Origin of the sequence: Roseomonas populi (genome assembly GCF_024594815.1) — a bacterium.
GTDB lineage: Bacteria > Pseudomonadota > Alphaproteobacteria > Acetobacterales > Acetobacteraceae > Roseomonas > Roseomonas populi.
Genome location: NZ_JANJOU010000009.1, coordinates 183,913 through 197,651, shown reverse-complemented (window position 1 = coordinate 197,651; position 13,739 = coordinate 183,913). Strand labels below are relative to the sequence as shown.

Below are 13,739 nucleotides of genomic sequence, written 5' to 3'. Positions count from 1 at the left end.
TCACTGAAGAGGCCGCTCGTAGGCGACGACCGCCTCGCTCTCCGGCTTCATGCCGCGCAGCAGCGCGATGCGCTTGATCAGCTCCGAGAGCCCTTGCAGCGTCAGCAGCACGAAGCCCACGGGCATCAGCAGCTTCACGGGCCAGCGCAGCAGGCCGCCGGCGTTCTGGCTGCCTTCCCCGCGCTGCCAGCTGTCCAGGAAGAAGGGCCAGGTCATCCAGGCCAGGAGGATCATGGCGGGCAGGAAGAAGACGATGAAGCCGAACACGTCCACCCACAGCCGCGCCCGCTCGGACATGTTGCCGTAGAGGATGTCCACCCGCACGTGCTCGTTCCGGAACAGCGTGTAGGAGGCGCCCAGCATCACCATCCCCGCGAAGAGGTACCATTGCACCTCCAGCCAGGCGTTGGACGAGTAGGAGATGCCGTAGCGCACGAAGGCATTCCCGGCGCTGATGGCGCAGGCCAGCAGCGTCATCCAGTCGGCGATCCAGCCGATCTTTGTGTTCAGGTCGTCCACGAAGCGGCTGAAGGCGAGCAGTGGCTTCATCGTATCCGTATTCCTTGGGTGCTCGGCGGGCGGCCCTGCCGCCGTGCCTAGCGGCGCGGCTGGGCGGCCTGCTGCTGCTCCTGCGCCTGCATCAGGTAGACAAAGCTGTCATAGGAGTTCTCGGCCACCCGGAACCACTGGAGCTGGGTGTCGCGATACGCCTTGAAGTGGTCGTACACCTTCTTGAAGCGCGGGTTGGCGGCCGCCGTCTCGTCGTAGAGCTCGAAGGTGGCGCGGTAGCAGGCCTGCATCACCTCGCGCGGGAAGGCGCGAAGCTGCGCGCCGCCCGCGACCAGGCGCCGCAGGGCCGCCGGGTTCTGGTTGTCGTACTTGGCGATGGTCTCGATCGTCGCGTCGCGGCAGGCGCTCTGCAGCGCTTCCTTATAGAGGGCCGGCAGCTCGTCGTACTTCGCCTTGTTGATGTGGAGGGAGAGGTTCAGCCCGCCCTCCCACCAGCCCGGGTAGTAGTAATAGGGCGCCACCCGGTTGAAGCCGAGCTTCTCGTCATCGTAGGGGCCGATCCACTCGGCGGCGTCGATCGTGCCGCGCTCCAGCGCCGCGTAGATGTCGCCGCCGGCGATCTGCTGGGGCACCGCGCCGAGCTTCTGGACCACGTTGCCGGCGAAGCCGCCGATGCGGAACTTCAGGCCGGACAGGTCCCCGACATTGCGAATCTCCTTGCGGAACCAGCCGCCCATCTGGGCGCCCGTGTTGCCGGCCTGGAAGGAGACCATGTTGTAGCTCTCGAAGAACTCGCGCATCACCTCGTGCCCGCCGCCGGCATTCAGCCAGGCGTTCTGCTGGCGGAAGTTCATGCCGAAAGGCACGGTGCCGTCGAAGGCGAAGGTCGGGTCCTTGCCCACGAAGTAGTAGGAGGCGGTGTGGGCGCACTCGATGTTGCCCTGCTGCACGGCGTCCACCGTGCCGAAGGCGGGCACGATCTCGCCGGCCGCGAAGGCGCGGATCTGGAACTTGTTATCCGTCAGCGCCGCCACGCGCCGCGCCACGATCTCCCCCGCGCCGTAGATCGTGTCCAGGCTCTTGGGGAAGGAGGAAGCCATGCGCCAGCGCAGCTCCGGCGCGGTCTGGGCGATGGCGGGGGCGGCGAGCGTCGTGGCCGCGGCAGCGGCCAGGGGCGCGCCCGCGACGAAACGGCGGCGGTTCATCGGATGTTTTGGCTCCCGGTGTGGGCCCGTCGGACGCGGGCGCTCCTTTCGCCCCTTAACCTTCCATGGCCCCGCTGCCTAGCACTGATCGCGTGCCCGAGAGGACAGGGGGCATTACGCTGGCTTCATGCAGACCAGCGCCCCGGCCTTCGGCCCCGCCATCCCCATTCTCCGCATGTTCGACGTCCCAGCGACCCGTGCCTTCTACGTCGGCTATCTCGGCTTCTCCTGGGATTGGGAGCACCGCTTCGCGCCGGATCTGCCGCTCTATGCCGGGATCTCGATCGGTGGCGTGACGGTCCACCTCACCCAGCACCACGGCGACGCCACGCCCGGATCGGCCCTGCTGCTGCGGGTGCAGGGGATCGAGGGGTTCCATGCCGCGCTGGCGAAGGACTACGGCTTCGCCCGGCCCGGGCTGGAGGAGGCGCCCTGGGGCTCCCGCATCCTGCGCGTGACCGACCCCGCCGGAAACCGCCTGACCTTCGAGGAACCGCACTGAGGGCAGGGATTGTTCATTCTTCGTTCATGCGGGCGCCGGAATGCTGTGCGGGCCGGAAGATCCGGCGCCCCCTCAGGACGAGACCGGAACGCCCATGACTCCCTCCGCCTCCCCCCGCATCCTGCGCCCTGTCCACTCCGGCGCCCTGCTGGAAGGACCTGCCGGCGTGGCCCTGCACCTGCACGGGATCGATGGCGCGCTGACCCAGGTGCCCCTCACCCTCGCCGCACTGCGCGAGATCGCGGCCCTGGCCGGCGCCGCCGCCCGGGGGACGCAGCCCTTGTCGGCGGATTGAGGGAGGCTCAGCCCAGCAGAAGCGCCACATGCTCCGCCAGGTCCGCCTGGCGATAGGGCTTGTGCAGAACGGGGATGTTGGCGGCCAGTGCCGCCAGTTCCGCGTAGCCCGTCACGAGCAGGATCGGCAGGTCCGGCCGCATCGAGCGCGCCCGCTCCGACAGTTCCGCCCCTGTCATGCGCGGCATGGCGAAGTCCGCCACCATAAGCCGGACGGAGGGGTCGCTCTCCAGCACGCGCAGGGCGGCGATTCCGTCATCGGCCTCCACCGTCTCGTGGCCGAGATCGGCCAGGAAGCCGGCTGTCACCTCGCGCACTGTGGCGTCGTCGTCCACCACCAGCACGCGCACCGGCTCCCGCGCCGGGGCAACCTCCCGCGGCTCGCCGACGCCCTGCGCCGCCACCCCGTCCCCCGCGGGCAGGTACAGCGCCACGCGCGTGCCCTCGCCGGGCCGGCTGTCGATGGTCAGCCCACCGCCGGATTGCTGGACCAGGCCATAGACCATGGGAAGGCCCAGCCCTGTGCCCTTGCCCACCTCCTTCGTGGTGAAAAAGGGCTCGAAGACCCGCGCCAGCACCTCCGGCGTCATGCCCGTGCCCGTGTCGGCAACCGTCACCCGCACGTAGGAACCAGCCGGCAGGTCCGGTACCTGCTCCGCCGCCACGGCCACCTCCTCCGTGGCGATGGTGATGGTGCCGCCACCGGGCATCGCGTCCCGCGCGTTGATGCAGAGGTTCAGCAGCGCCAATTCCAGCTGCTCCGGATCCACCACCGCCGTCACCGGCTCCGGCGCCAGGCGCCGGCGCACCTCCACGGTGGTTCCGCTCGGCCCGGCCAGGCTGCGCGTCAGCAGGTCCCCCATGCCGAGGATGAGCGCGTTCACCGAGACGGCGCGCAGCGCCAGCTCGTTCCGGCGGGAGAAGGCGAGCAGCCGCCGCGTCAGCGCCGAACCGCGCTCCGCAGCCATGGTGGCGTTCCGCAGCAGCCGGTGCAGCCCGGGATTGTCCCCCACGCGCCGCCCGGCCAGCTGCAGGCTGCCGAGGATGGCGGTGAGGAGGTTGTTGAAGTCGTGCGCCACGCCCCCCGCCATGGTGCCGAGCGCCTGCATCTTGTCGGCCTGTCGCAGCCGCGCCTCCATCTGGCGCGCCTCCGTCACGTCGCGGCCGATCGTCACCAGCACGCCTCCGCCCAGCGCCACGCGGCTGACCTGCATCCAGCGCGAGGATCCCTCCACCCCGCCCGGCTCCTCCACCAGTTCGGAGACCGCGCCCTCCGCCAGCGCGCCCGCCTCGGCCCGCGCCAGCCGCGCCGCATCGCCCGGGGCAAGGAAGTCTGCCTCGCGCCGCCCGAGGAGGGACTCGACAGTGCCGCCCAGCGTGGCGGCCTTCGCCCCGTTCAGCCGGATGAAGCGCCCGGCCGTATCCTTGAAGGAGAGCTGCTCCGGCAGGTTCTCCAGCAGCCCGCGCATCAGGGCGCGCTCCGTCTCCAGCGCGTGGCGCAGCGCGTAGCGGTCCCGCGCCGCCGTCACCATGGAGAGCAGCGCCGCCGGCTCCCAGGGCTTGGCGGCGTAGCCGGCGATGCGCCCGCGGTTCACCGCGCCCACTACCGCGTCCAGCTCGGCATATCCCGTCAGCAGCAGCGCCTCCGCATCCGAATGGGTGCGCGCGCGCTCCAGGAAGGCGTCGCCGGTCAACCCGGGCATGCGCTGGTCGGAGAGGATCACGGCCGGGCACAGCCCGTCCGCCAGCATCGCCAGCGCCTCCTCCGGCCGGGTGGTGGAGACGACCTCGAAATCGTCCTCCAGCAGGTCCGTCAGCGCCGTTAGGATCTCCGCCTCGTCGTCCACGAGGAGGATCGTCGCGCGCCCGCCAGGATTCCCCCCTGCCGTCACGCCCTCTCCTCCGCCGGCACGCGGACGGTAAAGCGTGCCCCGCCCCCCGGCGCGTCGTCCACGGCGATGCTGCCGTGATGGGCCTGCACCACCGTGTAGGCGATGGAGAGACCGAGCCCCGTGCCGGAGCCCACGGGCTTGGTGGTGAAGAAGGGCTCAAAGATGCGCGCGCGGATCTCCTCCGGCACGCCCGGGCCGGAGTCGCTCACCTCGATCACGTAGTCTCCGCCGTCCAGGCGCGTCGCCACGCGGATCTGGCCCGGTCCCTGGATCGCGTCCGCCGCGTTTCCGACGATGTTCATCACCACTTGGTTGAGCAGGGCCGGGGAGCATCGCAGGATTCGCGGCGCCTGGAAGTCCTGCTCAACCACGATCCGGTCAGAGAGCTTGTGGGTCAGCAGGGCCAGCACCGTGGAAATGGCCTCCGGCACGTCCACCTCCTGCGCGCCGCCCTCCTCCATGCGGGAGAAGCGGCGGAGATTGGAGACCAGCTCCTGGATGCGGCGCAGCCCCACGGCCATGGATTCCGCGCGCTGCACGGCCTTGCCCACGGCCTTCGCCGCCTCCTCATCCCCGGCCACGCGCGGCGCCAGCCCGTCCAGCAGCCGCGTCACCGTGCCCTGGTGCGCCAGGATGAAGGCCAGCGGGTTGTTGATCTCGTGCGCGATGCCCGCCACCAGCTCGCCGAGGGAGGCCATCTTCGCCGCCTGCACCAGCTTGCCCTGGGTGTCGCGCAATGCGTGGTTGGCGGCCCCCAGCTCCGCGTTCGCACGCTCCAGCGCGTCGGCCAGCGCGGCGCGCGCCTCGGCGGAGGCGGCCTCGGCCCGCGCGCGCTCCACCTCCCGCAGCCGCTCGCGCAGCGCGGCCTCAATGCGGCGGTTCTCCTCGCCCAGCAGCTTGCGGCGGACCAGGGCGCGCACGCGCAGCCGGATCGCCTCGCCCACCGCCTCGGCGGGCAGCACGTCGTCCGCCCCGGCCTCGAAGGCGGCAACGGGGCTGGCCCGCGCGCCCTCCAGCGCCACGATGCGGAAGGCGGCGTCGGCGTCGCCCGCCCGCTCCGCGGCCGCTATGCGCAGCGCGTCCAGCCGGCGGCACAGCGCCAGCCCCTCCGGCCCCAGCCCGGCCAGGTTGATCAGCACACCGTCCCAGCCCTCGCCCTCGCGGCAGGCCGCCGCCTCCGCGCCGGCGCTGTCCACCGCCTCCACGCTGTCGCCATCCCCGGCGAGCAGGGCGGAGAGCCAGAGGCGGTGGGTCGGGCCATCATCCACCAGCAGCAGCCGCGCCCGGCGGAAGCCCGCGCCGGGCGAGTCCGCCATCGTCTCCCCGTTCTCGGCGCCGCGGCGCAGCAGGGCGCGCAGCCGGGCCAGGATCAGTTCCCGCCCGGCCGATTTCGGCGCGTAGGCGTCCGCGCCGCTCTCCAGGCCCTGGCGCTCCAGGTCCGCGCCGCCATCGCCGCTCCCGGCATCGGTCAGCATCAGCACGGGAAGCGCGCGGGCGCGCACGTTCAGGCGGATGCGGCGCACCAGCTCGTCGCCGTTCATGCCGGGCAGGTGGTAGTCGGCGATCACCAGGGCGGGCAGGGGGCCGTTCAGCCCGTCCAGCGCCGCCTCGGCCGTCGCGGCGCGGGTCACGGCGAAGCCTTCCGCCTCCAGCATCCGGCGGAGCTGGAGGGCCTGCGTCTCCGAATCCTCGACGAGAAGGATCCGGGGCGCCTCGTCCCGTGCCCCCTCTCGCCATGCTGCCTCGGCGCTCATGGTCCTCTCGCGCCCACCTCGGCGCCGCCTCCCACCGATTTCAGCAGGCGCGGGCCGATCAGGTCCAGCGGTAGCAGGGCCGAGACCCCGCCCAGCCGCGCCGCCGCCGCCGGCATGCCGTAGACCACGGCCGTCGTCTCGTCCTCGGCCAGCGTCAGGCCGCCGGCGTTCCGCAGGGCGGTCAGCCCCCGCGCCCCGTCCTCGCCCATCCCCGTCAGCAGGATGCCCATGCCGCGCGGCCCGAGGTTGCGGGCCATGGATTGGAACAGCACGTCCGCCGCCGGGCGCTGGCCACCCACGGGCGGCGCCTCGCTGACCTGCATCAGCCCGCCCGCGGTGATGCCGAGGTGCCGATCCCCTGGCGCCACGTAGATATGGCCGGCGCGGGGCAGGGTGCGGTCCTGCGCGATCTCCACCCGCGGCGCCACCAGCCCGTCCAGCCAGGCGGCGAAGCCCTCCATGAAGGGAGCGCCCATGTGCTGCACCACCAGCACGGGCACGGGGAAGTCCGCCGGCAGCACACCCAGCACCCGCGCCAGGGCCGGCGGCCCGCCGGTGGAGGTGCCGATGCCCACCAGCGCGGGGCGGGCCGGCGCGGAGGCGGCCTCGGCGCGCGGCGCCGGGCGCGCCGCGCCGAGACCGCCCCCGCGCCGCCGGATCACCGGCACCTGGCTCATGATGAAGAGCTGGGTGCAGATCCCCTCCGCCGCGCGTTCCCATCCCTCGCGCCCGGGGCCGAGGGGCTTCTCCACCACGGTCAGCGCCCCCGCCCGCAGCGCGTTCATGGAGATGCGGAGCCCACGCTCCTCCACCGCATCGGCGATCACCACGATGGGGGTGGGGTGTTCCGCCATGATGCGGCGGGTCGCCTCCAGCCCGTCTATCCCGGGCAGGCGGATGTCCATGGAGATCACGTCCGGCCGCACCCGCTCGATCTCGGCCAGCGCCTCCTCGGCCGAGGGGACGGCCGCGGCGAGCTGGAGGCGGGGATCGCGGGACACGATGTGCGAGAGGAGGTGGCGCACCACGGCGCTGTCCTCCACGATCATCACGCGCACGGGGGACGCCAGGGACATCTCAGATCAGCTGGCCGATAGTGGCCAGGAGGCTCTGGCCGTCGAAGCCCTGCTTCGTCAGGTACGCGCTGGCGCCCAGCTCCATGCCCCGCTGCACGTCGCCCGGGCTGTCGCGGGAGGTCATGAGAATCACCGGCAGCTCCGCCAAGTGCGGATCCGCCCTGATGGCCTCGATAAGCCCGAACCCGTCCATCGCCGGCATTTCGACGTCGGCGAGCACGAGGTCAACCGAGGCACCGGGTTCGCGCAGAGAGTTGAGCGCGTCCACCCCGTCCACCGCGAGGCTCACCCGGTAGCCGCCCGCTTCCAGGATGCTGCGCTCCAGCGTGCGGGTGGTGATCGAGTCGTCCACCACCAGGATGTGGCGCCGCCGCTCCGGCGCGGCGGGGGCAAGGGGGCGGGGGGCGCCGGGGCGCGCGGCCTCCCGCAGCCCGCGGTCCAGCAGACCGTCCGGGCGCAGAACCAGCGCCACGGCCTGCTCCTCCAGCAGGGCGGCGCCGGAGATGAGGGCCGTGTCCAGGCCCGGCGCGTCCACCTCGGTCACCACCAGGCTGCGCGCGTCCCGCAGGGCGGAGACGGTCAGGGCCAGCCGCGCCCCGCCGCGGGCCAGCAGCACGGCCTGGACCGGGCCCGGCGCCGGCTCCTCCGGCCGGCCCAGCAGCGCGGCGAGGGAGGCGATCGGGACCAGCCCTTCCCCGCCTTCCAGCACCAGCCGGGCGACGGGCCGCCCCTCGGCGGCGATGATCGCGGCCGGGTCGATCCGCAGCAGGGGCCCGACCGTGACCAGCCCGTTCCCGCCGGGCAGGCCGAGCACCTGCCCGCCCGCCTCCACCAGCAGCAGCGATCGCCGGCCGGTGGAGGGGGGCAGGGCGATCACGACCTCCGCCCCGCCTGCACCGTTGACCGGGGCGCGCCGGCGGAGGGCGGCGCCGCCATGCAGGGCCACCGCCGCCTCCGCCACCACGGAAAGCCCCATGCCGCGGCCGGAGAGGCGGTCCACCTCCGCCGCCGTGGAGAAGCCCGGCTCGAAGACGAGGGCGAGGAGCGAATCGGCCGAGGGCGGGGCCGCGCCCGGTGCGCGCGGGGCCAGCAGCCCGCGACGGATGGCCGTGGCCTCGATGGAGGCGAGGTCGGGGCCCGGCCCGTTGTCCCAGACGGTCACGGTCAGCCCGCCCCCCGTGGCGGCCACCCGCAGCCCGATCTCCGCCCGCTGCCCGTTTCGTGGCGCGCCATGGCCGATGGCGTTGCGCAACAGGTGCAGCACCGGGTCCTTCAGCGCCTGCAGCACGCGGCGCTCCGCCTGGGTTTCCAGCCCCTCGGTGCGGACCGTCACCTCGTGCCCGGCCTCCCGCGCCATCTCCCGCGCCGCGGCGGCGAGCGGGCCGAGCACGGTAGCGGCGGGCACGAGGGCGATGGCCTCCACCTCCTCCTGCAGGGTGGCGGCGGCGCGGTCCAGCGCGTCCTCCATGGCGCGGCCCTGGCGGGAGAGGGCGGCGAGGTGGCGCACCGCCTCGCCCAAGGCCGCGTCAAAGCCGCGCAGGCGCGGGGCGAGGGCCGCATCCGCCGGAAGGGCGGCGCGCAGCCCGTCCCAGCCTCGCCGCAGGGCGCGCAACTCCGCCTCCAACCCGCGCAGCCCGGCGATAGTGGAGTCCTGGCGCCCGATCAGCGCTTTCAGCCCGTGCATGGCGGCGGAGAGGCTCTCCACCCGCGCCGCCTCCACCCGCAGGTGGCCCTCGCCCGGCGCGGCGGGCTGCGCAGGGGCCTGCGCCGGCTCTTCGGGCGCGCGGGGCGGGAGCGAGGGCGGGGGCGGCGGGGCTGCGGGAGGCTCGGGGGCACCGTCCAGCGCCGCCAGCACGGCCTCCACCGGCGGCGCCTCCGCCCCGGCAGCCATGGCGGCTGCGCTGGCCTCGATCGCGTCCAACCCGCGGTGCAGCAGGGCCAGGGTGGCGGGCGCGAACCGCGCCGGGCCGCCGGCGGCCGCGTCCATCTCCCGCGCCAGCAGCGACTCCACCCGGTGCGCCACCGCCTCCAGCCCCGGCAGGTCCACGGCGCGGGCGGCGCCCTTCAGGGAATGGGCGCGGCGGAACACCTCGCGCAGCGCCGCGGGCTCCAGCGCCACGGCGCCGTCGCCATCCTCCGCCGCCAGGGCCTCGCGGATGGCGGCAAGGTGCTCGCGATGCTCGGCCGCGAAGGCCGCCAGCAGTTCCGCGCGGAAGTCGGACACGCCCGGCTTCCCTCCTCTGCTCTGGTCCTGGGCCTAGATGCGGTAGCGGTCGGCCAGGCGGACCAGCCCCTGGCTCAGCTCGCCCATGTTCGCCGCCGCCTGGTCCAGCTGCCGCGTGCCCGCCGCCGTCTGCTGGCTGGCCTGCCGGATGTTGGAGAGGGCACCCATCACCTGCTCGATGCCGAGCTGCTGCTGGTTCGTGCTGGCGACGATCTGCTGGAAGGTCTGCACCGCCTCCTGCACGCTGCCGGTGATCTCGCGGATCGTCTTGTGGCTCTGCGCCGTGCGCTCGCGCCCAGCGGCGGCGCGCTTCACCGCTTCCTCCGTCAGCATGACGGAGGAGTTGATGCCGCGCTGGATGTCGCCGAGGTTGGCGCGCACCTGCGCCGTCGCCTCCTTCGCCTGGTCGGCGAGGGACTTCAGCTCGGCCGCCACCACGGCGAAGCTGCGGCCCTGCTCCCCGGCCGCCGCCGCCTCGATGGCCGCGTTCAGCGCCAGCAGGTGGCTGCGCTCGCTGATGTCGTTCACGGTCGCGGTGATCTCGCCGATGGCCTGGGTCTTCTCGCTCAGCGCCACGATGTTCTCGGCCACGCGCTCCGCCTGCTCGCGGATGTTGTCCATGGCGCGCACCGTCTCCTCCACGGCGCGCAGCCCGCTGTCGCTGGTGCGGACCGTGGCCTGGGCGGCGGCGATCACCTCCTGCGCGCGCTTACCGATCTGGCTGCCGGAATGGGTGATCTCGTCCACGGTGGCCGCCGTCTCCTGCACAGCCGCTAGCTGCTCCTCCACGGAGGCTGCCTGCTCCTGCGTGCTCGCGCGGATCTCGGCGGTGGCGGCGTCCAGCTGGTGGGTGGCGTCGCGGCTCTGGCGAGCCAGGTCGCGCAGCCCGGCCACCATGGCGTTCAGCGTCTCGCCCAGCCGCCCGAACTCGTCGCTTCCCTCCCGCGCCGGGGTGCCGGAGAGATCGCCCCGGCCGATGCGCTGCACGAACTCCACCAGCACCTCGAGCGGCTTCGAGATGGCCCGCCGCACGAGGAGGGTGACCGCCACCGCGATCAGCACCGCCAGCCCCATGCCACCGAGGATGAGCACGCGGGAGCGCTCCGAGATCTCGTCCAGCCGCTGCTGCCCGATGACCGCCAGGCGCTCCATCGCCGCGTCCACCCGGTCCAGCGACTGGTCCAGCTCGGTCGCGCTCTCGGCCACGCCGGGCTCGGCGGCCAGCACGGCGTTCACGTCGTCCGCGGCCAGGGAGCGGAGCTTCGCCTCCACCCGGTCCCGGTGACGCTGCAGCGCGGCGTTCACCTCGTTCAGCGCGGCGATCACGCGCTGCCAGGCCTCCACCCGGTCCGGCGCGAGGGCCCCGGCGGCGAAGCCCTGCGCGGCCACGAGCGCGTTGTTCAGTAGCGTCGCCATGCGCGCGCTGCCCTGCTGCCAGTCCGCCGTCGGCACGGCGGCGGGGGCGGCCTCCGGGGCGGCGCGGCGGCCGAGATAGGCGATCATGATGCGGGACCGGGTGTTACGCAGGTTGATCTGCGCGTTCCGCACGTCGTCCACCTGGCGCGAAACGCTGCCGTCCCGCGTCGCGACGAGGCGGGTGGATTCCCGCACCACCTCGAACTGGTCCAGGCTCCAGAAGCCCAGGAGGATGGTCAGCAGTGTGAGCGCGACGAAGCCCAGCAGGGCGCGGTTGGTGATGGACACGCGGGTCAGGCTCCGTGTGCGTCTGGGGCTGTGGAAGGCGCGGCATAGGGCCGCAGGAGTCGGTCGAGGTCGAGCACCGCGATGATGGTGGCGGTCCCGTGCGGATCGGGGCCGGGCAGCATCGCGTGGAAGGCCACCGCGCCGCCCGGGCCGGCGGGCGCGCGCTCCGGCGGCAGAGGAACCGGCTCGGCGGCGGAGAGGGCGCGAACGACGCGCAGCGCCAAGCGCCGCCCGCCGGGCCCCGGCCGCAGCAGCACGTCGTGCCCGCCCTCCGGCGCATCGCCGGCGTTCGCCCCGGTCAGCGCGGCCAGGTTCAGCACGGCGTGCAGCCGCCCGGCGCGGGCGCGCAGCCCCAGCAGGGCGGGCGGGGCGCCGGGCAGGGGGCAGGGGGGCTCGGCCGGCAGCACCTCCGCCACGCGCGCCAGCGGCACGCCAAAGGTTTCCGCTCCCACGGCGACGACCAGCACGGGCGCTCCTCTGGGCGGTTCCGGCGCGCCGCGGCGGGCCAGGGCCTCGGCGCGCTCGTCCAGCAGCCGCGCCGCGCGCGCCTCGCCGACGGTGCCGAGGATCCCCGGATTGGGTAGGAAGCGCAGCGCCATCAGCCTGCCCCGTTCAGCGGCTGATCCAGGTGCTGCCGCGCGAGGCCGAGCAGGGTTTCCGCCGTCATCCCGTCCCCTTCCTCCAGCACGGTGTCGCCAGGCAGGGCGCGGGCCAGACGCGCGGCGTTCGCCACGCTGCGCCGCCCCGCCGCGTCCGCGCCCTGGCCCAGCAGCAGCAGGCCGAGCTGGTAGTGCGCCGCCACGAAGCCCTTGTCGAGGTAGAGGGCGCGCCTCAGCGCCGCCTCGGCCGCCGCCGCATCGCCGAGGCCGCGCGCGACGAGAGCGTCCAAGTAGTGCAGCGCCGCCGCGGTGGGATGGGCCAGCAGCCCGGCGCGCAGCGTGGCCTTTGCATCGTCCAGCGCGCCGGAATCGGCCTCCGCGCGGGCCCGCCCGATCACGGCGGGCAGGTCATCCCCTGCCGCCGGGGCGGCGGTCAGCAGGATCGGGGCCGGGCGGGCCGGTGGTGGTGGCGCCAGGGGCGGAAGGAGGGGCTGCCAGGGCTCCGGCCCTTGCGAGGCCTCCTCGGGCGCCGGGTGGAAGAGGGCGGAGGGGGCCGGCGGACCCTGGATCGGGCGCCAGGCCGTGGCGCCGGAAAGGGTGACGGCCTCCAGGAAGGCGCCGTAGGCCGGGTCAGGCTCCGCGTGGCCCAGCAGGAGCCAGCCATCCGGCCGCAGCCGCCCGGCCAGGGCCCGCACGATGGCCGGCACCTGCGCCCGGTCGAAGTAGATCAGCACGTTGCGGCAGAGGATGAGGTCGAAATCCGTCATGCCCAGCGGCAGGCTGCCGTCCAGCAGTGCCAGCAGGTTTCCCCGCTCGAAGCGCACGGTGCCGCGGTGCTCCGGCCGCAGCTGCCAGGCGCGGCCGCCATCCACGGGCACGAAGTCGCGCGCCCGCTCCGCCGCCCCCATCCCGCGCAGCGCCCAGGGGGAGAAGCGGGCGGTGCGCGCGGCGGCCAGCGCCGCCTCGCTGATGTCCGTGCCGAGGATCGTGATGCTCCACTCCCGGTGCGCCGGGCCCAGCAGCCGGCGCAGCAGGATGGCGATGGAGTAGGGCTCCGCCCCCGTGGAGCAGCCGGCCGACCAGATCCACAGCCGCCTCGCCTCCGCTCGGCGCGCGATCAGCCCGGGCAGGATGCTGTCCCGCAGGGCCGCGAATTGCCGGGCATCGCGGAAGAAGAAGGTTTCGCCGATGGTAATGGCGGATTCCAGCGCGGCCCACTCGGCCTCGCCCTCCGCCGGGTCGCGCAGAAGGGCGGCGTATCCCGCGGATCCCCCCGCGCCGGTCGCGCGGATGCGCGCGCGGACCCGCTCCCACAGCGCTGCGTCCTTGTCCTCGTAGTAGGCGTGGCCGGTGCGGGCGATGATCAGGCGCTTGAGCGGCGCGAAATCCCCGTCGGGCGACGCCGGCTCCCCGGCCGTGCCGCTCATGCGGCGCCCCCGGGCGCCTCCCACCGCGCCATCCTCTCCTGCGCCTGCCGCGCCAGCGCTTCCAGGATCGCCGCCTCCTGCGCCATCAGCAGGCGCTCCGGGGCGAGGAGATGGGCCGTGCCGCCGCCGGACTCCGCGGGCAGCTCCACCGCGCCCGCCACCGTATCGCCGAGGGAGGTGCCCTCATCCGCGGGGCGCAGGGGCAGCCCGGCCGGCAGCACGTCCGCCGCCCGGTCCACCAGGAGAGCCACGGGCCCCGCCGCGCCGGCGCGCCCTCTCTCCAGCAGGATCAGGTGGCGGTAGGGGTGCGGCTCGCCGGGCGGCAGGCCGAGCAGGGCCGCGAGGGCGACCACGGGTACAGCCGCGCCGCCGAGGTTGAGAAAGCCCGCCAGGGGCGCCGGCAGGCCCGGCGGGGCGTCCAGCCTCGGCAGCGGCAGCAGGGCGCGCACCGCCTCCCGCGGGAGGGCGCAGAGGGCCCCGCCCACGCTGAAGAGCACGAGCGCGCCGGGTTGGGCAGGGCCGGGCAGGGGCGGGTCGGGCGGTGCTGCCACG

At 74.1% G+C, this 13,739-nt stretch carries 12 protein-coding genes; 2 read left to right on the top strand and 10 right to left on the bottom strand.

Annotated elements, in window-relative coordinates; translation table 11 throughout:
* Both NRP21_RS13225 and NRP21_RS13220 read right to left on the bottom strand, forming a co-directional pair.
* A complete protein-coding gene (locus tag NRP21_RS13225) occupies window positions 1-549 on the bottom strand; it encodes a TRAP transporter small permease subunit (RefSeq protein ID WP_257716674.1) in 549 nt (182 codons plus the stop codon).
* Window positions 550-596: 47 nt separating this feature from the next.
* Window positions 597-1,715 (bottom strand): TRAP transporter substrate-binding protein, encoded by a 1,119-nt coding sequence (locus NRP21_RS13220; protein ID WP_257716673.1) that lies wholly within the window; start codon window positions 1,713-1,715, stop codon window positions 597-599.
* A gap of 127 nt (window positions 1,716-1,842) precedes the next feature.
* Here NRP21_RS13220 and NRP21_RS13215 point away from each other — a divergent pair, with 127 nt between their 5' ends.
* Window positions 1,843-2,217, top strand: coding sequence for a VOC family protein (locus NRP21_RS13215; RefSeq protein WP_257716672.1), 375 nt, complete (start codon window positions 1,843-1,845; stop codon window positions 2,215-2,217).
* Between the two features lie 94 nt (window positions 2,218-2,311).
* Window positions 2,312-2,512 (top strand): hypothetical protein, encoded by a 201-nt coding sequence (locus NRP21_RS13210; protein WP_257716671.1) that lies wholly within the window; start codon window positions 2,312-2,314, stop codon window positions 2,510-2,512.
* Window positions 2,513-2,519: 7 nt separating this feature from the next.
* Here NRP21_RS13210 and NRP21_RS13205 read toward each other — a convergent pair whose 3' ends face one another.
* From NRP21_RS13205 to NRP21_RS13170, 8 genes are read right to left on the bottom strand one after another with little or no spacing between them, the layout of a single operon-like run.
* On the bottom strand, window positions 2,520-4,403 hold the full coding sequence (locus tag NRP21_RS13205) for a response regulator (RefSeq protein ID WP_257716670.1): 1,884 nt from the start codon (window positions 4,401-4,403) through the stop codon (window positions 2,520-2,522).
* Window positions 4,400-6,157: an ATP-binding protein gene (locus NRP21_RS13200; protein WP_257716669.1), complete on the bottom strand. Its 1,758-nt coding sequence runs from the start codon at window positions 6,155-6,157 to the stop codon at window positions 4,400-4,402. The genes NRP21_RS13205 and NRP21_RS13200 overlap by 4 nt, the downstream gene beginning before the upstream one ends.
* Window positions 6,154-7,233: a chemotaxis-specific protein-glutamate methyltransferase CheB gene (gene cheB, locus NRP21_RS13195; protein WP_257716668.1), complete on the bottom strand. Its 1,080-nt coding sequence runs from the start codon at window positions 7,231-7,233 to the stop codon at window positions 6,154-6,156. Before cheB ends, NRP21_RS13200 begins: the two co-directional genes overlap by 4 nt.
* A 1-nt stretch (window position 7,234) precedes the next feature.
* Window positions 7,235-9,457, bottom strand: coding sequence for an ATP-binding response regulator (locus tag NRP21_RS13190; protein ID WP_257716667.1), 2,223 nt, complete (start codon window positions 9,455-9,457; stop codon window positions 7,235-7,237).
* A 33-nt stretch (window positions 9,458-9,490) separates the two neighbouring features.
* Window positions 9,491-11,161, bottom strand: coding sequence for a methyl-accepting chemotaxis protein (locus NRP21_RS13185; RefSeq protein WP_257716666.1), 1,671 nt, complete (start codon window positions 11,159-11,161; stop codon window positions 9,491-9,493).
* A 5-nt stretch (window positions 11,162-11,166) separates the two neighbouring features.
* The gene (locus NRP21_RS13180; RefSeq protein WP_257716665.1) at window positions 11,167-11,760 is read right to left on the bottom strand and encodes a chemotaxis protein CheW; all 594 of its coding nucleotides are present in this window, start codon (window positions 11,758-11,760) and stop codon (window positions 11,167-11,169) included.
* Entirely contained in the window at window positions 11,760-13,187 is a 1,428-nt protein-coding gene (locus NRP21_RS13175) for a CheR family methyltransferase (RefSeq protein ID WP_257716664.1), read from the bottom strand. The genes NRP21_RS13180 and NRP21_RS13175 overlap by 1 nt, the downstream gene beginning before the upstream one ends.
* Complete coding sequence (locus tag NRP21_RS13170; protein ID WP_257716663.1) at window positions 13,184-13,738, bottom strand: chemotaxis protein CheW; 555 nt, start codon at window positions 13,736-13,738, stop codon at window positions 13,184-13,186. Before NRP21_RS13170 ends, NRP21_RS13175 begins: the two co-directional genes overlap by 4 nt.
* Window position 13,739: the final 1 nt, after the last annotated feature.

Coding starts and splice junctions, on each gene's coding strand:
- NRP21_RS13210 (WP_257716671.1), top strand. CDS start 2,312: ATGACTCCCTCCGCCTCCCCCCGCATCCTGCGCCCTGTCCACTCCGGC.
- NRP21_RS13225 (WP_257716674.1), bottom strand. CDS start 549: ATGAAGCCACTGCTCGCCTTCAGCCGCTTCGTGGACGACCTGAACACA.
- cheB (WP_257716668.1), bottom strand. CDS start 7,233: ATGTCCCTGGCGTCCCCCGTGCGCGTGATGATCGTGGAGGACAGCGCC.
- NRP21_RS13215 (WP_257716672.1), top strand. CDS start 1,843: ATGCAGACCAGCGCCCCGGCCTTCGGCCCCGCCATCCCCATTCTCCGC.
- NRP21_RS13180 (WP_257716665.1), bottom strand. CDS start 11,760: ATGGCGCTGCGCTTCCTACCCAATCCGGGGATCCTCGGCACCGTCGGC.
- NRP21_RS13200 (WP_257716669.1), bottom strand. CDS start 6,157: ATGAGCGCCGAGGCAGCATGGCGAGAGGGGGCACGGGACGAGGCGCCC.
- NRP21_RS13175 (WP_257716664.1), bottom strand. CDS start 13,187: ATGAGCGGCACGGCCGGGGAGCCGGCGTCGCCCGACGGGGATTTCGCG.
- NRP21_RS13220 (WP_257716673.1), bottom strand. CDS start 1,715: ATGAACCGCCGCCGTTTCGTCGCGGGCGCGCCCCTGGCCGCTGCCGCG.